The 21,717-nt window shown below is 49.6% G+C and carries 20 protein-coding genes and 1 tRNA gene; 8 read left to right on the forward strand and 13 right to left on the reverse strand.

Annotated elements, in window-relative coordinates; translation table 11 throughout:
• Nucleotides 1-172 precede the first annotated feature (172 nt).
• Nucleotides 173-1,132: an HDOD domain-containing protein gene (locus ACTRXD_RS07245; protein WP_442431164.1), complete on the forward strand. Its 960-nt coding sequence runs from the start codon at nucleotides 173-175 to the stop codon at nucleotides 1,130-1,132.
• 214 nt (nucleotides 1,133-1,346) lie between these two features.
• Here the strand turns inward: ACTRXD_RS07245 and ACTRXD_RS07250 are convergent, their stop codons facing one another.
• The 5 genes from ACTRXD_RS07250 to ACTRXD_RS07270 all read right to left on the reverse strand — a co-directional run bounded on the left by ACTRXD_RS07250 (nucleotide 1,347) and on the right by ACTRXD_RS07270 (nucleotide 6,565).
• Nucleotides 1,347-1,859, reverse strand: coding sequence for a 2'-5' RNA ligase family protein (locus ACTRXD_RS07250; RefSeq protein ID WP_442431165.1), 513 nt, complete (start codon nucleotides 1,857-1,859; stop codon nucleotides 1,347-1,349).
• 63 nt (nucleotides 1,860-1,922) lie between these two features.
• On the reverse strand, nucleotides 1,923-2,636 hold the full coding sequence (locus ACTRXD_RS07255) for a hypothetical protein (RefSeq protein WP_442431166.1): 714 nt from the start codon (nucleotides 2,634-2,636) through the stop codon (nucleotides 1,923-1,925).
• A gap of 894 nt (nucleotides 2,637-3,530) precedes the next feature.
• Entirely contained in the window at nucleotides 3,531-4,955 is a 1,425-nt protein-coding gene (locus tag ACTRXD_RS07260) for an FG-GAP repeat domain-containing protein (protein WP_442431167.1), read from the reverse strand.
• A 446-nt stretch (nucleotides 4,956-5,401) separates the two neighbouring features.
• A complete protein-coding gene (locus ACTRXD_RS07265) occupies nucleotides 5,402-5,860 on the reverse strand; it encodes a response regulator (protein WP_442431168.1) in 459 nt (152 codons plus the stop codon).
• A 351-nt stretch (nucleotides 5,861-6,211) separates the two neighbouring features.
• Nucleotides 6,212-6,565 (reverse strand): STAS domain-containing protein, encoded by a 354-nt coding sequence (locus tag ACTRXD_RS07270; protein WP_442431169.1) that lies wholly within the window; start codon nucleotides 6,563-6,565, stop codon nucleotides 6,212-6,214.
• 1,010 nt (nucleotides 6,566-7,575) lie between these two features.
• Here ACTRXD_RS07270 and ACTRXD_RS07275 point away from each other — a divergent pair.
• Nucleotides 7,576-7,651, forward strand: a tRNA-Arg gene (locus ACTRXD_RS07275).
• A 562-nt stretch (nucleotides 7,652-8,213) separates the two neighbouring features.
• On the opposite strand, the gene ACTRXD_RS07280 is transcribed toward ACTRXD_RS07275, so the two are convergent.
• Nucleotides 8,214-9,299 (reverse strand): HEAT repeat domain-containing protein, encoded by a 1,086-nt coding sequence (locus ACTRXD_RS07280; RefSeq protein WP_442431170.1) that lies wholly within the window; start codon nucleotides 9,297-9,299, stop codon nucleotides 8,214-8,216.
• Nucleotides 9,300-9,539: 240 nt separating this feature from the next.
• Between ACTRXD_RS07280 and ACTRXD_RS07285 the strand changes: the two genes are divergently transcribed.
• The 3 genes from ACTRXD_RS07285 (at nucleotide 9,540) to ACTRXD_RS07295 (ending at nucleotide 11,079) form a co-directional block, all read left to right on the forward strand.
• Nucleotides 9,540-10,172: a hypothetical protein gene (locus ACTRXD_RS07285; protein WP_442431171.1), complete on the forward strand. Its 633-nt coding sequence runs from the start codon at nucleotides 9,540-9,542 to the stop codon at nucleotides 10,170-10,172.
• Between the two features lie 128 nt (nucleotides 10,173-10,300).
• Nucleotides 10,301-10,666 carry an STAS domain-containing protein gene (locus ACTRXD_RS07290; RefSeq protein ID WP_442431172.1) on the forward strand — a complete coding sequence of 122 codons (366 nt, stop codon included), beginning with the start codon at nucleotides 10,301-10,303 and terminating at the stop codon, nucleotides 10,664-10,666.
• A 2-nt stretch (nucleotides 10,667-10,668) separates the two neighbouring features.
• The gene (locus ACTRXD_RS07295) at nucleotides 10,669-11,079 is read left to right on the forward strand and encodes a PilZ domain-containing protein (protein ID WP_442431173.1); all 411 of its coding nucleotides are present in this window, start codon (nucleotides 10,669-10,671) and stop codon (nucleotides 11,077-11,079) included.
• 223 nt (nucleotides 11,080-11,302) lie between these two features.
• On the opposite strand, the gene ACTRXD_RS07300 is transcribed toward ACTRXD_RS07295, so the two are convergent.
• From ACTRXD_RS07300 to ACTRXD_RS07315, 4 genes are all read right to left on the reverse strand, one after another.
• Nucleotides 11,303-11,929 carry a RusA family crossover junction endodeoxyribonuclease gene (locus ACTRXD_RS07300; protein WP_442431174.1) on the reverse strand — a complete coding sequence of 209 codons (627 nt, stop codon included), beginning with the start codon at nucleotides 11,927-11,929 and terminating at the stop codon, nucleotides 11,303-11,305.
• A gap of 57 nt (nucleotides 11,930-11,986) precedes the next feature.
• Complete coding sequence (locus ACTRXD_RS07305; RefSeq protein ID WP_312744323.1) at nucleotides 11,987-12,427, reverse strand: division/cell wall cluster transcriptional repressor MraZ; 441 nt, start codon at nucleotides 12,425-12,427, stop codon at nucleotides 11,987-11,989.
• A gap of 95 nt (nucleotides 12,428-12,522) precedes the next feature.
• Nucleotides 12,523-12,870, reverse strand: coding sequence for an FmdB family zinc ribbon protein (locus ACTRXD_RS07310; RefSeq protein ID WP_442431175.1), 348 nt, complete (start codon nucleotides 12,868-12,870; stop codon nucleotides 12,523-12,525).
• 521 nt (nucleotides 12,871-13,391) lie between these two features.
• Nucleotides 13,392-14,204, reverse strand: coding sequence for a double zinc ribbon domain-containing protein (locus tag ACTRXD_RS07315; RefSeq protein ID WP_442431176.1), 813 nt, complete (start codon nucleotides 14,202-14,204; stop codon nucleotides 13,392-13,394).
• Between the two features lie 85 nt (nucleotides 14,205-14,289).
• On the opposite strand from ACTRXD_RS07315, the gene ACTRXD_RS07320 reads away from it, so the two are divergent.
• Together ACTRXD_RS07320 and ACTRXD_RS07325 are read left to right on the forward strand one after the other, a co-directional pair.
• Nucleotides 14,290-14,952 carry an ABC transporter ATP-binding protein gene (locus ACTRXD_RS07320; protein ID WP_442431177.1) on the forward strand — a complete coding sequence of 221 codons (663 nt, stop codon included), beginning with the start codon at nucleotides 14,290-14,292 and terminating at the stop codon, nucleotides 14,950-14,952.
• A 6-nt stretch (nucleotides 14,953-14,958) separates the two neighbouring features.
• Nucleotides 14,959-15,888 carry a dihydroorotate oxidase gene (locus tag ACTRXD_RS07325; RefSeq protein WP_442431178.1) on the forward strand — a complete coding sequence of 310 codons (930 nt, stop codon included), beginning with the start codon at nucleotides 14,959-14,961 and terminating at the stop codon, nucleotides 15,886-15,888.
• Nucleotides 15,889-15,987: 99 nt separating this feature from the next.
• Here the strand turns inward: ACTRXD_RS07325 and ACTRXD_RS07330 are convergent, their stop codons facing one another.
• Nucleotides 15,988-16,278: a response regulator transcription factor gene (locus ACTRXD_RS07330; protein ID WP_442431179.1), complete on the reverse strand. Its 291-nt coding sequence runs from the start codon at nucleotides 16,276-16,278 to the stop codon at nucleotides 15,988-15,990.
• A gap of 72 nt (nucleotides 16,279-16,350) precedes the next feature.
• Between ACTRXD_RS07330 and ACTRXD_RS07335 the strand changes: the two genes are divergently transcribed.
• The gene (locus ACTRXD_RS07335; RefSeq protein ID WP_442431180.1) at nucleotides 16,351-18,927 is read left to right on the forward strand and encodes an FtsX-like permease family protein; all 2,577 of its coding nucleotides are present in this window, start codon (nucleotides 16,351-16,353) and stop codon (nucleotides 18,925-18,927) included.
• Between the two features lie 185 nt (nucleotides 18,928-19,112).
• On the opposite strand, the gene ACTRXD_RS07340 is transcribed toward ACTRXD_RS07335, so the two are convergent.
• Nucleotides 19,113-20,843, reverse strand: coding sequence for an SUMF1/EgtB/PvdO family nonheme iron enzyme (locus tag ACTRXD_RS07340; protein ID WP_442431181.1), 1,731 nt, complete (start codon nucleotides 20,841-20,843; stop codon nucleotides 19,113-19,115).
• Between the two features lie 108 nt (nucleotides 20,844-20,951).
• Complete coding sequence (locus ACTRXD_RS07345) at nucleotides 20,952-21,452, reverse strand: hypothetical protein (protein WP_442431182.1); 501 nt, start codon at nucleotides 21,450-21,452, stop codon at nucleotides 20,952-20,954.
• Nucleotides 21,453-21,717 lie beyond the last annotated feature (265 nt).

A 21,717-nucleotide genomic window follows, 5' to 3' on the forward strand; every position in this document is an offset into this window, starting at 1 on the left:
CGCATGCCGGAACGGATTGTCCTTTTCAACTTCCTGATGCTCATTCGGAAAAGAATTCCCTATCCAATCGATCGATGAAGACAAGCTTATACGGTGATAAGTCAGGATGATTGGTTTTCGAAGGCATGCTGTTGTGGGAGATGGTGAGACAAGGCATGAGGTTTGACAAATAATGGATCCCCAGATTCTGCAGCGTATAAAAAATTGCAAGACTCTCCCGGCGATCCCCGCCTTGCCTCTGCAAGTCCTCCAACTGTGTCGGGATGAGAGGACGACTGCTCAACGCATTGGTGACGTCATTAGCAAAGACCCGTCCTTTGTCGCCAAGCTGTTGAATGTGGCGAATTCCAGTTTTTACGGGGGCAGTCGACATAAAGTGACGACGGTCACCCATGCGGTGACCTTATTGGGCATGAATTCCATTGCCACGTTAGCGTTTTGCTTTTCGTTATATCGGGACTTACGAAAAAAAGGTGGTGGTGCATTTGATCATACCCACTTTTGGCATCGATGTATTTTGGCGAGTTTGGCCGCGAAGATTTTGGCCAAACGCGTTCGAGTGACAAACGAAGAAGAGGTCTTCCTTGCCGGATTATTGCAGGACCTGGGCGTATTGGTGATGAGCGAGGCGTTAGGCATGGAATATGGGTTGCTTTTTAAGAAAGCTGCGCAGGATCATCAGGCACTTCAGGCGTTGGAACAAGATCGGTGGAAAACGGATCATTGCGAGATCGGGGCATGGTTGGCCGAGACGTGGGAATTGCCTGAATTATTGCGAGAATCCGTCAAGGGGAGCCATGACCCCTCCTTGGCGTCAGGAAGCGATGACGTTTCCCGTTTAACTATTCAATGCGTGGCCTTGTCGGGGCGGTTAGCCGATATGTGGTGCCACCAACAACCCGAGGTGGCTATTCAATCGGCCATTCAATTATCAAAGGAGCTTTTGGAAATCGAACCTGACGGACTTGTAGAAGTGGCCAAACAAATTGCTGACGGAATCCCCGATATGTCCAGTTTTTTCCAGATCAGCCTGGGTAAACCCGAAGACATTCAAAAAGTGTTGGGGCATCTTATACAAATCGTAACGGGCATCTCTCAACCGGAAATTTCAGAACCCATCCCTGCCATTTAAGTCAGTGGTTCCTCCCAGATTTTTCCTGAGTGTCTCCCAGCATTTAACCCATATCGCTTCCATTAGCCGAATGGATTTGTACGTGGCTTCTTATCTTAGAGGGGAAGGGGGGGCAAGTCCGTCGATTTACCAGGAAATGCCGAGGATCTGACCTAGGGGGTCATGAGGCGCAAGGCGACATTCTCTCGCGAATATGTGTAGAGGGAAAAAGAATTTATCCACTCAAAGGGACTGATAGGATTGAGGACCAGTCCATGGGATGTTCGCTCTTGGAATGGATAAGATGGATCGTGTCGACTGTGAAGTTGAGGGACAATGATTGAGATAAGGTGGACGTGATTTTGTGTTTCATTTCAAGGGAATAATGACCATACAAGAGACTGAGATGGGGCATAAAGGGGTTAGATGCCTTGACGAACAGTCTATTTGCCAGTTCATGCGCATTCATGAGTGCCGGTGTTTCCTGAGCCTTTAAGAACACGCATTGAAAGTACTGATCACCATAGGCCGGTTCGGCCAAAAAAATATCGAAAGGTGTAAGCGATTTTCCGAGTTTTACGCATCGAAGGGATATAGCCTCCTCTGTTCCTGGAAGAGAATCCAGGAGCGTCACATGCGGGTAGAAGATTGGAGCGTGATACGCTTTGCTCAAGTCGGCAATGGTCTTTATGAGAATGTCGCAGGCCTGACCAGTAGGTGTCAGCCAGAGGTGATACGTGCTTGCCATACGCACCTTTCAGATTTGTCGAGTAGTGCCTGAATGACGCATTTATGGCCCAAAGGAGTATTTCTATGTAGAGGTCCTTTCTTTTGGTTTTGAGGGTTTAATTCCGGTCCAGATGAGCAGGCCTCCAATCATGATCAATGCCAATGGTACGAGCATCAATACAAAGAGGTTCCCTTTGGCTTGCCATGCTGCTGTGCCCATTGTCCCGCCCACAAAAGCCAGCGCGGTACCAAGTGTGATCAGGATGATCCTTATAATGAAGAATGCGATATGCTTGACCTTGCTTCGAGGTGCTTTTGGACGTTCTGCTTCTCTACCGAACAAGAGTGTTGGTCTCGTGGCCTGGGTGTGCCTTCGTTCCCCCTTGATGCCTGGTCCACCAGGTGGTTGCTCGTCACCGTTTTTTTTCCTGATGGGCCCAAGGATTTGAAATTTGATGGCAACGAACCCTTGATTTGCTACAGAGATAGAATCCAGCCTGAGTTGCAAAAATGGCCAAAGCCCGCTGGTCACAATCTGTTTGGCTACATCACCTGGAACATAGCCCAGCATATCCCGTTTCGTAGAAAAGATTTGCTCCGATACCCCAAATATCTTGATGGCATGAGGGTCTTGGGGATTGCTCGGTTCTTGTTCCCAGTCCAATAGGTGCTTGGAGCCTTGGATAAATTGCCAGACAATGGTCTGCCGTTCTTGAATTCCCTGAATCTCAAGATTTTCATAGTAGATTTCATACCCGACCTGAATTGGGGGCAAGAAAGAAATGCCTTCAGGCATGACAATATTCTGATGGGCTTTTCGTTCCGACATATTTCAGCTGTATCTATGTGGTTGATTTAAGGGGCAGAAATGGGGACTTCTCCCATGAAAACATGCCTTTTGTTCTATTTCTTTCAACAGGGTCCTCCCTTTGGTCGTGGTGCATAAGGCTGGATTCAACTCCGATCAAACAAGATTTCCTACACCATACAAAAATTGGAAGGTAAAGGAAATGTGTGCAAAGATTTGTGGCTAATTGACATATCGTCTTGGTGCCGTGTTTTTGCTTGACCCACCAGAGGGGTGGCGTACCCCATCAAAAAAACATTGGGTTGCAAGTGGATTTGATCAAACGGAGGTCTCATTTCTACCCTGGTTCATAATGGCTGGGGGAGAGTGCCATGTTGAATCTGAAAGGAGAGCTATGAGACAGGGAGATTCATGAATCAAAGACGAAAGAATTCGTTGGGAAAGTCCGATTTTTTACCTTCTTTTTTGGGATTGGGAAAGAGTTGCCGATAGGAAAGAGGATCATCGCATGAAGATGGAGGTAGGATTATTTCATAACCCAAAAAAGAATTGCGGCAAAGAGAAAGAGCCACCACCGGACACTCAATGAGAGTTTTTCTCCCTCGCTTTGGTAATAAAAACGTTTGTCCATCTCATATCTCCCCAGTTGATGATTTTCAAAATACAGGTGTATGTTGATGGTGGCCATTACACATGCGACCTACATTCGAGGCAGGGTTTGTTGTGGGATGGGTCTTTTCCAATGAGCAAGTGGGTCCAAAAAAAAGCCTGCCCCGATGTGGGGCAGGCTCTTGGGAGATCACCGAAAGTTAACTTGGTTTTCTTCGTGTTTGAGATTTGTTCTCTTTCCCTCAGTGGTTCAGCAAGTGCGTTGTCATTGCTCTAGGGTTGAATGTCCCAGTCGGTAGAGACTGTATCAGGAGAGCCGATTCCAATCAGGGTTACCCCATTCATCAGCCAGACTTTCACCTCTCCTGTAGACGTATTCTTCAAGACCACGTCCGCTTTCCCATCTCCATTCATATCCCCCACCTGCTCAATCTCCCACGCCGAGGCGATGCCGCCCAGAATTTTAGACGAAGCAATAGAGGTCCCATTCAATAGCCAGATGGCCACGATGTCGCTTGTGTCATTCTTCCAGATAAGATCGACCTTCCCATCACCATTGAAATCGCCAACACCCTCAATTTTCCAATCCGTGGAGGTGCTGCCGGGAAAGCCCGTGCCGGTCACAGTGATCCCATTCATCACCCATACGGCCACGGCTCCATTGCTGCCGTTTCGCCAGATGACATCCGCCTTACCGTCCCCCGTCACATCGCCGATCCCCGCAATCTGCCAGTTGAGCGGTACCCCGCCCGGGAAGGCAACTGCGGCCAGGGCGGTTCCGTTCATCAACCAGATGGCAGTGTTGCCGTCATTACTGTTACGCCATATCAGATCGGCTTTCCCATCGCCGTTGACATCCCCGACCGCCTGAATGACCCAGGCAGTCGGCGCACTTCCGGGAAAACCTGAGGACGTCACGGTCGTGCCGTTCATCACCCAGATCGCCACTGTGCCGTTGGTAGTATTGCGCCAGATGACATCGGCTTTTCCGTCCCCCGTCACATCGCCGATCCCCGCGATCTGCCAATTGAGCGTCACCCCGCCCGGGAAGCCGACCGAGGCCCGGGCGGTCCCGTTCATCAACCAGATGGCCGTGCTCCCGGTGTTTGTGTTGCGCCAGATCAGGTCGCCTTTCCCATCTCCATTAAGGTCATAAGGCGTATTCATGGCTAAAGCAATAGGTGGAGGAACGGGCCCACTCCTGGTATCTGTGGCCGTCGAATAATTATACTGACAGGTATCTCCTGCCAGATCCTGACCGGCACTTGTGTAGGTCCAGCTATTACCCGCAAGGGAACCCGTTATAATAACGATTCCGCTAAACCAAAACCCTCCGTTAACTGTAACCGCATAGGGGCATGAAGCATTCACTGTGCTATCCACGGCTACGGTGCCGGAGCACGTCCCAGTTTGCATAATGGTATTTCCGTCCTGACTCTCCGAGACCACTATTGTGAAACTAAAGTTGGCGCCAGTTTGGTTGGTAATACTGTAAGTATCCCCTCCCGGATCAAAATAGACCCCATTATCATCAGGATCCTGGCATCCCATTACCGTTACACTGGAGGGACCACTTGTCCAAGTGCCTCGAATATCCGGCACGGTTGCCGCATGCAAACTCTCTAAGGGCAACGTCAAAAGAAGTGAACTCGCTAAACCCACTATCAACAGTAAATATATCCAATTTTGTCGCTTCATGTGACGAGCTTTTCTTATTGGATCCTTCTCAGTCGCTTGCAACAGGTGAATATGTAAAAAGCAAAAAATAGGCCTTTTTAGGGCTACGATTTTCATCAGCATAAATCGCTTCTAAAACGGCCTGGCTACAAAATTAGAAAAAGAACCGGCCAACTCCAACACGGCAGCAATTGTGAAAAAACCCACAAACCATCATCACGGCCAATCATTCACTGGCCTTATTTTCAACAAAAAGTAAAAAATACCCTTGCTGTAAAGGCTGCGTTTCAGAATTTTTGTTAGACCAATTTTTCCGCATAGAGCTTCGTCCTGGAGGAATCCAGCCTGACACGAAGTTGGTGATGCCGCTTATAAAGGAGAAAGGTTTTGCCATACATCTTGAGTGGCTATAAGTTGTTTGACCGCATAGGTCTTGATGCCACATGTTTAATTTCTCTCTCTAGTTTTTATGTCAGACGAATGTGGTTGTGGAAAGAAGACGATCCTTCCTTTTCAAAGATCTGTCGAAAGGATTGTTTGAGGGATTGCAGATTAAAGGGCTTAAGGAAGAAGCCTTGAGCCCCTTCCCTTAGAAGCTGCCGAAGGGCTGGAAGGTCTAACCCACCGGACATTGCCAGTACCGGCGTTTGATATCCCAACCATCGTAATTCATCGAGCATGGTTCGCCCGTTCATGACGGGCATATGCATATCCAGCAAAATTCCGTCAACCGTATGATTCACAACCGTGTCCAGGCCTTCCCGTCCATTTCTTGCCACACACACGTGATATCCCCAATCTTCAAGGACCGTATTTAGTAACTCTGCCACTGAAGGATCATCTTCAACCACCAAAATACACGGCCGGGTTTTCCTGGTATGTAAGCAATCATGTAGGGAATCCCGCGGTGGGTCTGGTGTGTTCATTCCTGGATTCTCCATTTCGTTTGTCCTATGGGGAGAAGAAGACAACAGGTGCATGAGAAAAGGTCATTCTTTAGGATGGCTTCTATGCATCTGAAATCGGGTGTTCGTAATTTCGGGTTCTTCAGCATTTTCCTGGAGCATCGGTGACGAAATAAGGGAAAGGAATTGTCTGAAAAATTGCTGGATAGCAACAGGAAAATGGATAGCTCACCTCTACTGACTTCATGTGCTGTGGTCCGGTTTCTTGCTCAGTAAAATCAAGTATTGCGGAAATAGGTATTCCAAGAAAGTGGGGAGGGTAATTCAAAGTGAGGTCTTCCGCCCTCTCTGAAAGGCTGAAAATGGTTTTGTTCATACATAAGGAGTCTGGGGGTGAGCCTCCACAGCTTCTTTTTCAGATTGATAGATAGGAACAATTTCTGAGAGGTGGGTCGACTCTAAGAGATCTTTGACCGTCGGTTGCGGGCTGACGATACTGAGGTGCACGTGATTGGGTCTCATCTTGTGATACCAAAGGAATAATTGCCCTAATCCTATTGAATCAATCCAGGTAATCTCAGAAAAATTCAAGATGATATGTTGACAGCCCATTTCCTTTGCTCCGAGGATGGCGACTTCAAGGCCTAACTTGGAACTGGCGTCAAAACTTCCTGAGAGGTCCAGAATTTTTGTGTTCTGCTGACAATGCTCTCTGACGGCAAGCATGGGTAATTCCTCCCTTATTTTTTGATTCCCATATGACTAGCGGAAATTAAATTCCTGATACTGATATTTTCCGGGTCTATCGTGGAGAGATTATGGTGATGCTTTATTGACAGTTGACGCTCCCAGGAGATGGGCATCAATTCCACAGACAGGCTAAATTAAAATACGTATATTCAATCGGGGAACTCCGCCAAGGAAAACAGGACGGATTCGGCTAAATTCAAAAAAATTATCATTCCGTCCGCTTGCCGAACCGCATGGACCCTCTTCCGTCTTCATAAGTCTGGTTCAAGGCCAGGATGCCTGACCCATGTGCTAACTTTATGGGTACTTGCCCGTGGGTCAGGTAGGAGCATCAGCGTTCCGATTGAAATGACCAGTCACAACGGAGAATCTACTGTTGAACGAAGCGTATGAAACCCTGGTATTTCCTAGAGGTTCCGGTTGTCCCATTCTGGGATATGGCACACCAGGGTGCCATCAGATGGTAAGAAGTGACCCGCTATGTGCGGCGAGCCTAAGGTTTGAGCAGTGTTTTTGCGATCCCACCCTCGAGCCACGAAGTTCAGGAGGAGTCGGCGGTCGGATTAACCGGAGAACGAGCGGAGAATAATCTCAGGCAGGAAATTAATCATTGACACCACAAGAAAAAAATGAATCTCCAGACAAAATGATCGGACTTTTCTCCTTAATTAAATTGTGGACCCTCACACAAGAATTGGCGAGTCAAAAGTTCCGAGGATGGGTGGGCCTGTTCCTACCCAACGAATTGACGCGTTTAGGAAAGAACGGGTATAAGGCTGGTTGTTTCAGGTTGAAAAGAGATTGACCACTTATCCGATTTTTAAAATTTCTTTCCATAAAATTAAGACATGAAAAGTTGGTAAATGGTAGAGTGGATTTCACCAAGACTATTAAGGGGGACGGTTTTCCCGGGTTAGCATTAATTTCACGCTAGTCAGTTGACCCTGCTTGACGAGCTCACCTAACGTATTGAAAATGCAGTAAATGCGCCCGTAGCTCAATGGATAGAGCACTTGACTACGGATCAAGAGGTTGCCGGTTCGACTCCTGCCGGGCGCACCATCTTCGGTTATTCATTTTTAGAACCCCTTACAGATCTTTTCCAAATCCCGACGTGCTGATTTGTCGGGGGCAAGATTGAGGGGCCTCCAGGCATTTTTTACCTGAGGGGTCTGTTGAAAAAAGCCGCCAGCGGCGTTCTCGCCATTTTCCCGTGCTCACGTACTCAGCGTACGCTCCGCGCGTAAAAACGGCTGCGGCCTTGCTGGACGGACCTTCGGGAAGACTCAGGGCATGCTTTTTTGAACCGACCCGTAGCCTTTGATGAGTAATCTAATCCTGGGTAAATTTGCCCTTGAACATCTTTATTATTCAACACTCCCCTGAGCCGTTTGCTTGCTCCTGTCCGTATTGGCTTTCGAAGAGTCTTTCTTAACCCCGATCCGTCATCAGCCTACGAGGTCGTTTGGTAAATATGGCGAGGACTTTTTTGGCTGCGGTGGGGAGTAGGGTAGAGAAAAGGCGACTTCCAGAATTTTTTTTGATTCATGTTTGAAAAATTAGAAGAGTCTTGGGTGAAATTCTCAGACATGGTTTCTCCCACGCTGAAATATCCACGTGTGATTCATTCTGCGGTGTGAGCGCTGGGACTTAGTTGCCAGAGGCTCCAACTTAGCATTTTACGGAGAGCCACCATGTCAGGACTGGTGGAAGGATTTGTCCAGGTTTTTAGGTTAAGTTTTTCCAAAGGTTGAATCGCGCGTCGATCCGCCAGGTTACCAAGGCCTTTGACGGCTTCCGTTTGTATCTTGGGCTCTTCTGTATCCAAAGCTTTCATAAACTGAGTGAATAAGGCGGGAGCATTGCTCTGGGTGGCAATGGCGCTCAAGGCTTGCATAGCGGCTAATCTGTGGTCTGAGTTTGTGGAGGATTCCAGAAAAGAAGCCAAGGCAGGGATAGCCTTTTCTCCTTGTTGCCCAAGGGCCGCTAGTGCCGTCGGTGTCAGGGCGGGGTTGGTGAGCGCTTGCTTGAGGGTTTCGAAGGCTTGATCGGAAGCCAGAGTTCCCAAAAGTTTGAGGATTGTCGTTTGTCGTTCAATATTGTCTGAGGATTTCTGAAAGAGCATCAGCAATCTGTCGGTTTGTTCCCATTCAGCCACTAGATACAATGGGAAATCATCCTGTTGAAGTCGGGTGTTTAGAGCAGTCATGGCGAAGGTTCCCGTATCCGAGGCTCCTGCGGTTTCCGCAGCCTCACTTGTATCTTCAAATGAAGTGTGAACATCCCAGTTCCAAGGAGGATATTGTTCTCCATAGCGATAAGAGATATGACAGGCAGGGCCTTTCCATAATCGCGAAGTAAGGGCCGGACTGGTATTCCGATGGTTACTCGGGCCGGTGAATGTCTGTCGTTCTTCGCATTTCACCCGTATGTCCGCATCGTGAGGTTCTTCTGGAGTTGAGACGATGGTAAATCCTGTGTCGGCCAATCGGTCGGTGACGGTCTTTGTGATAGCCGTGGAGTCCTTGAGCCCTCGCTCCGTAAGCGCGATGGTTTCGACCACTAAGACTTGGGCTGCAATCAAGGGATGAACCGGATGAGCCTCCAGTGGTGTTTGTTGAGCCCAGGACGGTGAGGAAAGACCCAGCAGACAGGAAATTCCTCCGACTATTTGGCAAAAGACGAAAAGAGGTGTGAAGAGTGTGCTCATATGGTATGGACCTTGATGTTCGGGTGAGTGAAAAAATGAATTATGTCGTTCACGAATCTACTCGGTCCTTGAAACCGTCGGTAAGAACGGAAAAAAAGGGGGTTCTTAAGGGGAGAATCTGTGGTCTGAGTAGAGACTCAAATGGAGAAACTAGCCACCCATCACCTATCTTATCAAGCATACAGGTCTAAAAAAACTAGGTGAGGCAAAAAGGTGCAGGTTATGGAAGGAAATATCGCTATGGTTTCAAAAATCGAATTGTGCCTACATGCTGTTCAACGATGGGGCTTCTTTTTTCTCCTTGGCATAGTGTCGATGGGAATTTGCCCTGTTTCGGCCGAGGTCCACATGGCCACGGATTTTGAATCGGGGACCCTTTCTGACTGGAGGGTGTTTTCTACCTCGAATGGAACCTTAGGGGGCAAGGGATTTCCTACCATTTCCCAGTGTGATCTTGGGAACCCAGGTCCTACCTCTTATTGCCTTCAGGTCCAAGTCGGCCAGCTTCATTTTGCTCCTGCCCATGCCGTGCAACAAGGTGGAGGGATTAGTCTTACCACAATGACTATTGCCGGCCTTATTCAGCTCTCAGCCCGTGTGGGGGCCACCTACCATTCTCCCGATTATAAAAGGAATCTGAATGGGGGATTGTTTGAATGGGTCGTTGATGATCAAGTCATAGCCGATCTCGATGTCGGTCCGATGGAGGATGGTGTCACGGTTCAGCACCATTTCATTGGAACAGTCCCTGTGGCAGCAGGTCGCCATACCATACAGCTTCGGGTGACCCGTCCCTTTCAGAGCGGTGCCGGCAAGCCGTCACCGGTACAGTTTATAGATGATGTCGTAGTGGAACTCCTTTCCGAACCCTGAACGGTCCCTTTAAGCTTTGAGCTTTGTGAAGATAAAGTCTGTTCTTTGCCGGCATGCCGGGTAAAGACTGGAGCGAGGAAAACCGATATAGGAAGACACCACCCAATATCACCCCGAAAGAATCGTCTATGGTTATTTCCGAACGGAGTCTCAGCCACGATACCTTGGTGGAGACTTTTATGGGTCGATTTGATCAACATGCCAGACAGGATTTTAAATGGCGGATTGATCATGCCATTCTGCAAGGTTATCGGTTTGTGATGTTAAATATGGTGGCTGTATCATTTATTGACAGCGCTGCCCTCGGATGGTTGGTTCTCGCCCAACGGCGCTTTCAGCGAATTGGTGGCAAACTGGCCATTATTTCTCCGATAGGGTTTGTACGGGATGTCTTGGAAATCACTGAAATTGGGGAATGGATCCCCATCTTTTCCAGTGAGGATGAAGCCTTGAAGATCTTTGAATCTAGCAAAGAACATCCAGCGGAGTCGTGACGATGGGATCATCGACTGCACTGAGACAAGATCTCCGCCAACCGATACCAATTCCTCAAGGAGATCGACGGTCGTTTCGCCGGATGTCCGTCAAACCCTACCAAATGCTTCCGGTTGCCATACGTTATGGGCAAGACACAGTGTGTCGGGGCCGTGTCCTCAATCTCAGTCCTCAGGGCATGCTCGTTGAATTCCCTGACAATCAAATTCCTCCTGTGCTAAGGGGCACGCAGGTGTCTGTCAAACTGCATTACCTCGGCGATAGCATTTGGTTGCCTGGACGTGTCCGGCACTGCAAGGGGCAAAAGATGGGATTTTTGTTCCCGGCCCTGACCAACCATCCATCGAGAGCGACCAAGCACCCATTGACCATCGTTCTGCATTCTCTCTCCCGCGCAGTCACCTCTCTCTAAGTCCTACTTCTTTTCCATCATTTCAGCCAGGTCCCCGATCCTGGGCAGATATTCATCTGACTCCTGAACAGAACAGTAAGCATGAAACGTTCTCGTCCAAGGCACCACCCATGACTGGTTCCGTCTTCAGCTAATTAGAAAAGCGAAGTCTGGCGAATGAGGATTGGAAGGACCAACGGTACATAGAATATCCGCCGTTAGAGAGAGTCGGGCTGTCTAGATTTCAACGAGGATTATGGTCTGTTGAGGACTGAGGGACAGTTCGAGGACTGGTTTTGGTGACCATCGAGAGAGTTTTGGGGGATCGGATTGTCCGGGCGATGGGTTCCTGAATAGCTAATAAGCATTCTAGACGGGGACGGACCGAATCCAGGTCTTTGTGTAAATGAATTTCGGTGATGCGGTTGTCATTTAAATCGATGGCTTGGCAAATGGCATCCTGTGCGATTTTGAGCCCGCCATCCAGATCCCGTCGCAGGGCAGTTTTGAAGTGGAAGCGGAGGGAGAGGCTAAGGGTGTGGTTCTCCAATTGCCCTAAAAATTCCGTCCTATGGGATGATTGCCGCAAGATGGTGAGTAAGTGTCGGGACACGGCTGTTTTATAATGCCGGCCTGGGGAGGCCAGGACCCTCCGTCCGTTGACGGTGGCGTATTGATGATTGATGCTGGGTGGAAGCGGTAAGACAACAAAAAGTTCGCGAGTCGACAGAGTATCGCCGCCCAAATTCGACCAATCCATCCCAGAATCTGAAGTTTTGGCTTTTCGTTTATGACTGTGGAGAAGGACCAGGCCACCTTTCCCTTTGGACTGCAAAAGCTTGGGAAGGGAGGGAATACGAATCGTTCTCAATGGAGCATCTATGAAAGGGGTATGGTATCGGTGGTGGAACGAGAAGCAAAGGGTCTGTTAGAGGAGGCTCTGAATTTTGCTCATGCTGTGTTCAAAGGTGTCTTCGTTTACATGGACAAAACGTCGCCATTCCGATGGATTCCATACTTCAAGGCGATGAAACATGCCGACTAATACCACTTCTTGATCCTCATCCACCGGGACGAGTTTGCGAAACCGGCCCGGGATGAGGATGCGACCTGCCTTATCCATTTCTGAGGCGGAGGCTTCCGAGACCATGTGATACATGAAAAGGCGTCGTTGATCTTCATCAAGAGATTGTTTGGCGTTTTCCAGGATTTTGGCCCATTCCGGATTGGTATAGGCGGAAACGGGCATATCCTGTCCCTTGAGAAACATCAGACTATTTCCGTGAATTTCGATTTCTTCACGAATAGGACTCGGGACAACAAATCGTCCCTTTTCGTCGATTTTACAATAATATTGTCCGGCAAACATGCAGAATGTTCCTGGGATCTCCTGAAAGTCCTATCTGTGAGTGTAGCTTACCGAAAGTTTAAGAAAAGTCAAGTAGTTTTGCTTGAGTAGTCGAGCTAGTCGCCTTCGGTAGCAGGCATCCCCATATCCATCTCGTCTGTGTCCATCGCGTCCATGGCCTCGTCCATGTCATCTCCCAGGTCTTCACCCATCTCCCTTCCCATTTTTTTCATGAAGCGGGCCATGCTCTGTGGATCGTTTTCGTCCAGGTCCCCGAAGTTACTGGGATCGGCCAAGGCTTCCATTCTGGCTTCTTCCGATTTGGGTGCAGCAAAGCGGGACATGATGCGTTCAAGGTTGGTACTTTGGCAATGCTTGCAAGATGGGACTGGGGCTTTCGAGGTGAGGATTAAAAAGGAGTTGCGTTTCCGGCAATCCTGACAACGGTATTCGTAAATGGGCATTGAATCGTTCCTCCTGATCGCAATGTACGGGCTGTATATATCGCAAAATGGTCTCTTTGGGAAGAGTCGAAAATTGATTTATGCGAATCGCAAGATCTCAATCACGTGAATGGTGCGGAGGTATCGGACTTATTCTTCTATGACCCTCAAAGAAGGGGCTGGTGAAAAGGACCAATCGAGAAAAGACAGACAAGGGGAAAAGGAATGGAGGTGGGGATTTATTCAGAGAAAACGGCCAACAATAGATCCATGTTGGCAGACTATTTTTCTCGACCTCCAAAAGGGATTTGGCAACCAATTCCTTACAGGGAGTGTGGAATAATAATAATTTTTAAGGGCATATTGAACCACAGGTATGTTGCATATCAGAGGCCTCGGGGCGTTCAAAAAAGCATGCCCTGAGTCTTCCCGAAGGGTCCGTCCAGCAAGGCCGCAGCCGTTTTTACGCGCGGAGCGTAGGCGTAGTACGTGAGCACGGGAAAATGGCGAGAACGCCGCTGGCGGCATTTTTCAACAGCCCCTTACACCATTCTGGCGAGTGTCAGCCCATACACCGGGCCTGAGCCGGCACGCCGAAGCGTCTTGGCGCATTCATGCAGGGTTGTGCCAGTGGTTAAGACATCGTCCACCAATAAAATCCGTTTGCCTTTGATACGGGCCGGCTTGGGGACAGAAAAAGCCCGACGCAGATTCGTGAGTCGCTCCTTCCTTGATAAGGAGGTTTGGGGGACTGTGGGACGAATCCGGAGTAAACACGCCAGGAAAAGAGGAATCCCCAGGTGGTGACTCAGTTGGTTTGCGAGCAGCAGGGATTGATTGTATTCACGTTCTCGTAAGCGTTGCGGATGAAGGGGGACGGGAATGATGGCATCTACGGTTGGTAAAGCGGGCAACGCTCCAACCATGACTTGGGCGAGTGGTTGAGTCAAGGACAGTTTTCCCCGGTATTTGAACAGCGTAATGGCTTCTTTCAGTGGGGGTTGGTAGGGAAAGAGGCTCCAGATTTGCGTAAGAGCCATTGGTCGTGCGCGGCAGGCTCCGCACTGATGAGTGGGACTATGTAATAGGGCAATGGGGGAGGCAAAAGGGCGTCCACATCGCGGACAAACCGGGCCTGGAATTGGTTTGAGCCTATCCCAACACCGGCGGCAAAAAAAGGGAACGGGATCGTCCTCCAAGGGATTCTGACAACCGGCACATGCGGTGGGAAAAATGACATGCAGGAGCCTTTGGAGTAGACGTGTCATGGTAAATAGTGGAGCAACGGAGGCGAACTTTCCGGGCTGATGGCAACCGGGAAAGAAACCTAATATTCGTGGGGCGTCTTGGTCCATTTACCTTCGTTATGATATAGGAGAGATAGTGAATATGCCATGATTCAAGAGCGTAACTAAGGGCAGAAATTTCTGATAGGTTCACGTGATTCAGTTTCAACATGTCTATAAGGAATATCAGCGCGGACCCACTTCGGTCGTGGCGCTACGGGATGTCTGTGTGGAAATTCAGCAGGGAGAATTTTGTGCGCTCATGGGACCCAGCGGGAGTGGAAAAAGCACGCTATTTCATTTGGTGGCCGGGCTGGACTGGGTGACCTCTGGAGATATCCTGCTGGATGGGCGTTCCTGTCTGGGGTTTGGTGATCAGGAATGGACCCGATGGCGTCGGGAGGAGGTGGGGGTCGTATTTCAGGCTTTCCATCTGATCCCGGGATTGACGATCGAAGAAAACGTGGCGCTTCCCTTGCGTTTACGAGGTGAGGAATCCGGAACGATCCGAACTCGGACCGCTGACATGCTGGAGCGGGTAGGGATGAGTCATCGGCTGGGTCACCGGTCGCATGAATTATCCGGAGGAGAACAGCAGCGGGTAGCGCTTGCCAGGGCCTTCGGCCATCGCCCCCGACTGATTGTGGCCGATGAACCCACCGGCAATTTGGATGGTGAAACCGGAGAGAAGATTGTGTCGTTGCTGCGCCAATGTGCCAAGGAATTTGGCCAGACGGTGCTCTTGGCCACCCATTCATTGCGCGCCGCTCAGGCGGCGGATCGGATCATCGCGATTCGAGACGGACAATTGGAGTAATACGAAATGGATCTTTCAACAGTAATTGCCGGTGTCTCGTTTCCTTTTGGTGTTATGAACGCGTCAGGAGCCTTGTGCGTGACACCTGAAGAGCTGGAGGCCCTAGGCATGTCCCATGCCGGTGCGATTGTAACCAAATCGATGACGCCGCTAGCCCGTGAGGGGAATCCTCTACCGAGGTATGTGGCGTTCGACGGCGGCTCGATCAATTCAATGGGACTTCCCAATTTAGGATTTCCCGTCTACGCGAAACTCATTCCAGAGTTGAAGCGGTTTGGGAAACCCGTCATCGCCAGTCTGGCCGGTCTTCATCCCGATGATTTCCTAGAAGGGGCCAAGGCCTTGGAGATCGCTCGACCGGATTTGGTAGAAGTGAATTTGTCGTGTCCCAATATTCCCGGTAAGCCACAGATCGGCTATGACTTTGAGGAAACGGAACGGTTATTAACAGAAATTCGTGCGTTGCTGACGGTGCCGTACGGAGTGAAACTCCCGCCCTACTTTGATCCGATCCATCATCAGAAAATTGCCGAGGTGCTTCAGCGAAGCGGGGTGGCCTTTGTGACGGTCATCAATTCAGTTGGGAATACGCTGGTGGTCGATCCGGAAAAAGAAACGGTGATAATTAAACCCAAGGGTGGATTTGGTGGGTTGGGTGGACGAATCATTAAGCCTGTGGCCCTGGCCAATGTTCGCGCGTTTTGGAAGATCTGGGGCGATCAGATTCCTATTATCGGCACAGGTGGGGTGGAACATGGTGTGGATGTGTTCGAGCATGTGTTGTGTGGCGCCTCGGCGGTTCAGATAGGCACCGTGCTGGTTGAGAAAGGTTGTGAAGTGTTTGCAAGGCTCGAAGGGGAGATTGCCGATTGCCTGAAACGAAAAGGTTATCCGTCATTGATGGCGTGTCGAGGGAAATTACGGGAGATGGATTGAAGAGAAATGCGATTGAACGCCTTCACAGGGTAAAGTCAATATAGGCGTTCAGCTGCGTTTTTCAACGCTTAAATAACAGGCCAGGTCGAGACATGTCTCTCAGGTCTTGGGTGTCGGAGTCGTCGGGCCTTGGGGGATGATACGAAGCGCAATGGCTTGCCGGAGTAATTGGGCCACGTTTCTGACCCGTAACCTGCGCATCAAATTGAAGCGGTGGACTTCAACCGTTCGCACGCTAATGTCAAGCTTTTCACCAATTTCACGATTGGTAAATCCTTGAGCCACCAGGCTCAGGATTTCCTTTTGCCGAGCGGTGAGAGATTGTCCCTCGGAATTTGATTCCAAGAGTTCTTCTGTTGATTCCGATTCAGTCACTTTCTCTTTTGGCATGTTGAGTCCGTGCCCCACGCATAATTTTCTAGTTGTTTTAACATACGTCCATTACTTCCGACAACCGTTCCCATGATACGAATTCTTCTTCTATTGGTCCTTGACCATGTGCGCCATCGGCCCTTCCGAGCCTTTCTCACAGCGGTCGGGGTGGCGATCGGGGTTTCGGCCTGGTTGGCCATTCGCCTGGCCAATGGCGCAGTGTATCAATCCTTTGAGGATTCGGTGGAGTCTGTTGTTGGAAAGGCGTCCATCACCCTATCACGCGGGTCGGAGGGGATGGATGAGTCCATTATCGAGGAAATTCAACGTTTTCCCGGTGTCCAATCGGCTCAGCCTGCTCTGAAAATTGAGTCTGTGATCCAGGAAGGCCCCTCCACGGGTCTCACGCTCGTGATTTGGGGAGTCGATCTTCTGGAATTTGAGGAGGTTAGGCCATCAGGGGATTCGACAAATGCGATCACGGATAATCAGTGGAAGCAGTTTTTTTCGCCGAAGACGGTCTTTTTGGGGGAAGAGTTTGCCGGGGAATTAGGGGTGACCGAAGGGCAGACGCTGACTGTGACGAGTCAGGGCAATTCCCATGATCTGATCGTGGGGGGTCTGTTGAGATCCTCCGATGCCCTTCTCCAGGGCACCAAACGACAGGCGATCATGGATATTGCTGCTGCCCAATGGGAGTTCAATTGGTTGGGGCGTCTACATTCCATTGCGGTCGTTTCTGACCCTGGCGTGTCGGGGGCGACCCTCATCCAAGCTTTGAAAACGGTGGTGCCGCCGGATATTCAAATCAATCAATCCTCGCGACGGACGGAGCAAGTGGAATCGATGTTGAAAGCCTTCCAGTTTAATCTCACCATGCTCAGTGGAATTGCGCTGTTAGTGGGAGTGTTTCTGGTTTATAACACGATGGCATTTTCGGTGGCCCATCATCGCCGGGAGATTGGCATTCTTCGGGCACTCGGCATGGAACGGCGAGCCATCACGAGATTGTTTCTCTTGGAGTCGGGTCTGCTCGGCCTTGTGGGTGGAGTGTTGGGCTGCTGGTTCGGGGTCTTCCTGGCTGGGGGGTTGACGACGCTCATCGGGCAAAGTGTCGGTGAATTATATGGGGTCACGTCTTTGGCGGTGTCACAGGTTCATCCCTGGCTGTTACTGGAAGCGATAGGAATTGGGGTCGGGGTTTCTCTTCTGGGAGCGCTGCGCCCTTCCTGGGATGCCAGCACGATCGCCCCGGTTCAAGCCTTATCGGTAAGCCAATCGGAAGATGAAGAAACTGGTACGTTTAGGAGGTCAGGGTGGATTGCGGTAATCGCCTTTGGTGGGAGTGCCGCCTTGAGTACCATGGCTCCCGTGGACGGTATTCCGATCGGAGGGTATGCCGCGGCGTTTTGTCTTCTGGTGGGAGGAACGGCCCTGGGGCCTGTGCTCTGCGGAGTGGTGCATGAGTGGAAGAGAACATGGCAAAGCGGACGATGGGGCCTTCTTCCCTCCCTGGCGGCGGAACAAATAAGTCGCAATCCCGGTCGGACCAGTGTGACCATGGCCGCGATTGTCGTCGGTCTTGCCATTATGGTTGGGGTGGGCATCATGATCCAGAGTTTCCGGAATACGGTAGAAATCTGGATTGAGCAAACGATGCTGGCAGATATTATCGTGGCGCCGGTGTCCTGGCTAGGAGACCAAGAGGGCGAGAACGGCAAGCTTGGTCTGCCGTTGTCTCTAGTCAAGACGGTGATGACGGTCCAAGGGGTCGAGGCGGTTGATCCCTATTTGGAAACTACGGGGGAGGTTTCAGGGGAGTCGGTGTCCTTGGTCGCACGCGACATGGCCCTTCATGCCGCGCGCAGCCAATATCTGTTTGAGACAGGTGAATCCACTTCTGTCTTACAAGAAACGATTGAAGGTGAGGGCGTGATTGTGTCTGAAGTGTTAGCCGGGCGGTTGGGATTGGCGGTAGGTAGGCATATTGAAGTGAGGACCCCTTCAGGACAACAGGCATTTCCTGTTAAAGGTATATTTTATGATTATGCCACCGATGGTGGAAAAGTGGTTATGGACGACCAACTCTTTCGTCGGTATTGGGGGGAGTCTGATGCAACCGTCTTTGCGGTCTATCTCAAGGCCGGTCAGGCGCTGCCGGTCGTGCGACGTGAGATCGAACAGGTATTGAAAAACGATATCCCCGTCGTCACGATCAGTAACGGGGAATTGAAAACCGAGATTCTGGAGATTTTTGATCGCACGTTTCGCGTCACCTATGTGTTGGAGTTGATTGCCCTGAGCGTGGCGGTGCTGGGAATTATCAATACCCTCATGACCGCCATCACCGAACGTCGTCGGGAACTGGCCACGTTGCGATCGTTGGGCATGAGTCGCCGGCAAATCCAAGGCCTGATCTTCTGGGAATCCTGCTATGTGGCCGGATTGGGTGCCGGTCTGGGCATTCTGGTGGGCCTGGCGCTGTCGGTACTGTTAATCAACGTGATCAATAAGCAATCATTTGGCTGGACCATTCAGTTCACCCTGCAATTAGAAACGTTGGGGATGGCCGTCCTGGTGGCGCTGTTGGCCGCATTGCTGGGGGCGTGGGGGCCGGCCAGGTGGGCCAGTCGGCAGGTTATCGCCGAGGATTTACGGTATGAATGAACATTGTGACCGTTGGGTTACCTATTCAACCGTCTTTTTAAGCCGGTTTCGTTTTTAAGATAGCTTGTAATGGACGGTATAGATAGAGTCGTTTGTGCAATGGCTTGTTCAACTTTTTCTTTAAAAAATTCCGGCCCCTTCTTATTTTTTTGGCTAACTGGGTATAAGAAAAATATCATTGAGGGTTAAGGAATATTTTGGGCACAACGAAACCCAATAAACTCATGACTTACCTTCGGATCATTCATGGCTCGAACGGCTGATCGGGCATGCGCCGGACGATTATACCAGGACCCACCCCGCATGACCTTGCGCTCCCCGCTCATTGGCCCTTGAGGATTCTTTTGAGGACTGTTCAGGTAATAATCCTCGGCATACCAATCTGCAACCCATTCCCACACATTTCCGCTCATATCATGTAAACCCCAAGGATTCGCTTTGTACGTTTCAACAGGTGCTGTGCCAGCATAGCCATCATCATAGCCATCGGGTATCTGGTTTGATCCGAATGCATAAGTGAACGAGAGATCAGCGAAGTTTCCCACACGGCTGCCTGAACTTGGGGGAGGCTCATTACCCCACCAATATAGTGTGGAAGTACCAGCACGTGCGGAATATTCCCACTCAGCTTCTGTCGGGAGGCGCTTACCCACTCCCTCACAATATGCCCTTGCATCCTCCCAAGAGATGGATACTACCGGATGGTTGTCCCGAGCAGATTCGAAAACCGATTGTTTTCCCGTTGGTTTTTGCCAATTGGCTCCTAAAATTTCTTTCCAAGCCATTCTAGGTGTCAATCCAAAGGCAGGTATAGAGATATATCCCCAGGCCTTACCTTCTTTTTCGGCCCCCGTTTTATAGTCGTTTGTTTGAACAAATTGTCGAAATTGTTGATTTGTTACTTCATGCCTATCTATGTAAAAGTCATCAAGGGAAATCTGATGTTGCAAATGTTCATCAATGTCTCCCTCTCCCTTTCGCGAACCCATCCTAAATTCTCCTGCTTGCATCCAGACCATCGGCGCACCATCTTTTCCTTTAATTTCCTTTGGTAAATTTTTGATTGGGTGTGACGTGGATTGGGTATACACAAACACAAATTCCCCCTGGGATCCACTCAAGGGAAATAACATAGGCTGCTGGGTATTGCCTCTCAGGTTGCTTTCCTGAAATACCCGATCCTCTACATAGGTATATAACTCCCCAACCGGAATAATGCCATCCTTATTTGCATCAGCTAAACGCTGTTCTCCGATAGCTTCCAGCACATAATGAGCAAATAATCCTTGCCCCCATTCCGATACCTCCAAGGCTGTTTGGGTGGCCGTCCCCGCCGTCATGAGCCAGCGTCCGGGTTCTTTGGTTATTTCCTTTAATTTGAGTTCCCCCATGTGATAAGAGCTCTTAGGTTGTCCGCCGATGCCTGCAAAACAGGAGTCAATGAGAAATAACACATGTTTGGCCGGTAAAATGTTCGCGATTTCTCGAATCCGCCCCATACTAATTGCGGTCCCCGCTAAATCTCCCAGTTCTGTATCCACGGGGAGCAGATATCCACTAATTCCCCCACCAGGGACTTGCCAATCTTGCCCATGCCCAGAGAAATAAATGAGGACTTTATCCTCTAATCCCACCCGTATCGGAAGATTGGTTCCTAATTCTGTTAAGATGGCTTTTCGTGTGGCCTTATCATTGTAGAGTGTAGTCACCGAAAACCCTTGACGTTCGAGCAATCCAGCCACTGCCACTGCATCTGAGACGGCATAGTTCAATCTGTTGATCCCTATGGCATAATCGTTAATTCCGATCACGACCGCCCACGATCTTTCCTTCTCGGCATGGGCAACCTTTGTGAAATCAGTGGGAGAAACCAATACACAAAGGAGAACTAGGCAAGGGAAGAGAAAAAGTTTCATGAATCAATCTCAAAATTGCTTTGTGAAGGGAAGAGAATCATTTAGAATTCTTTGACTGGTGGTATTGTCCCCTTCAATCTCACCTGAAAATAACTCTCCCTCATGCATCTATTTATCCAGTTTGCTCATAAATCCCTCAAGCACGGTCTTGAGGACTGCAATAGCGAGAGAGTCAGGCTGCTCTTTTTTAACTAAATCGATTGTTCCATCAGCTCTACGAATGAGTATATTGCCATCTAAATCACAATTACGCCTGATGTTGAGTTCTTCTCCCTTGGCATCAACTACTACCCCACATTGATTCAACTCTTTGACAGCCTTTACAACCGTTTCTGCTAAGACCGTTACCGCAGCTGTCCCGGCTAATACCAACCACACAACCGCCGGATTCCTGACACCGGGATGGGTTTCCTCCACTTGTCCCACTTTTCCTCCACCCTTTTCCAAAGTGGTCCGTTGTTCCTCTAAAAAGGTTCGATCGGTCTCTTCCCAATTCTCCCACTTGAAAGGAACAGCAGTTTCGGCCTGGGCATTGCTCGTCCAGCTGCCGCTACTATTGAATACAATGACTACGACCAATCCCCACTCCAATATGCTTTTAACCTTCATGGTTCTCTTCTCCTGTCGCTTTAAAAATTTTGTCGATACATGTTTTGTCGATACTTTTTTTGGCAAGTCTAGTAAAATTAATCAATAAAATCAAAAGCCTTGATTTAACCTCTCACAAAGATCAATGTGGAATTTATCTGAGGTGCCTGGTCAACTTTCTTCACAAGACTTCCTAATCTCTGGTCGATCATGACCTGCTCCCTATCAATCGCACGAGCCAACAAAGAGGAACTAGAAGTGAAACATCTATGTTGGGGCGGCTTTA

Origin of the sequence: Nitrospira sp. T9 (assembly GCF_052156535.1) — a bacterium.
Classification (GTDB): domain Bacteria; phylum Nitrospirota; class Nitrospiria; order Nitrospirales; family UBA8639; genus Nitrospira_E.

Coding starts and splice junctions, on each gene's coding strand:
- ACTRXD_RS07295 (WP_442431173.1), top strand. CDS start 10,669: ATGGGATCATCGACTGCACTGAGACAAGATCTCCGCCAACCGATACCA.
- ACTRXD_RS07345 (WP_442431182.1), bottom strand. CDS start 21,452: ATGAAGGTTAAAAGCATATTGGAGTGGGGATTGGTCGTAGTCATTGTA.
- ACTRXD_RS07285 (WP_442431171.1), top strand. CDS start 9,540: ATGGTTTCAAAAATCGAATTGTGCCTACATGCTGTTCAACGATGGGGC.
- ACTRXD_RS07305 (WP_312744323.1), bottom strand. CDS start 12,427: ATGTTTGCCGGACAATATTATTGTAAAATCGACGAAAAGGGACGATTT.
- ACTRXD_RS07260 (WP_442431167.1), bottom strand. CDS start 4,955: ATGAAGCGACAAAATTGGATATATTTACTGTTGATAGTGGGTTTAGCG.
- ACTRXD_RS07310 (WP_442431175.1), bottom strand. CDS start 12,870: ATGCCCATTTACGAATACCGTTGTCAGGATTGCCGGAAACGCAACTCC.
- ACTRXD_RS07330 (WP_442431179.1), bottom strand. CDS start 16,278: ATGCCAAAAGAGAAAGTGACTGAATCGGAATCAACAGAAGAACTCTTG.
- ACTRXD_RS07325 (WP_442431178.1), top strand. CDS start 14,959: ATGGATCTTTCAACAGTAATTGCCGGTGTCTCGTTTCCTTTTGGTGTT.
- ACTRXD_RS07290 (WP_442431172.1), top strand. CDS start 10,301: ATGGTTATTTCCGAACGGAGTCTCAGCCACGATACCTTGGTGGAGACT.
- ACTRXD_RS07280 (WP_442431170.1), bottom strand. CDS start 9,299: ATGAGCACACTCTTCACACCTCTTTTCGTCTTTTGCCAAATAGTCGGA.
- ACTRXD_RS07265 (WP_442431168.1), bottom strand. CDS start 5,860: ATGAACACACCAGACCCACCGCGGGATTCCCTACATGATTGCTTACAT.
- ACTRXD_RS07255 (WP_442431166.1), bottom strand. CDS start 2,636: ATGCCTGAAGGCATTTCTTTCTTGCCCCCAATTCAGGTCGGGTATGAA.
- ACTRXD_RS07250 (WP_442431165.1), bottom strand. CDS start 1,859: ATGGCAAGCACGTATCACCTCTGGCTGACACCTACTGGTCAGGCCTGC.
- ACTRXD_RS07270 (WP_442431169.1), bottom strand. CDS start 6,565: ATGCTTGCCGTCAGAGAGCATTGTCAGCAGAACACAAAAATTCTGGAC.
- ACTRXD_RS07340 (WP_442431181.1), bottom strand. CDS start 20,843: ATGAAACTTTTTCTCTTCCCTTGCCTAGTTCTCCTTTGTGTATTGGTT.
- ACTRXD_RS07245 (WP_442431164.1), top strand. CDS start 173: ATGGATCCCCAGATTCTGCAGCGTATAAAAAATTGCAAGACTCTCCCG.
- ACTRXD_RS07335 (WP_442431180.1), top strand. CDS start 16,351: ATGATACGAATTCTTCTTCTATTGGTCCTTGACCATGTGCGCCATCGG.
- ACTRXD_RS07315 (WP_442431176.1), bottom strand. CDS start 14,204: ATGGACCAAGACGCCCCACGAATATTAGGTTTCTTTCCCGGTTGCCAT.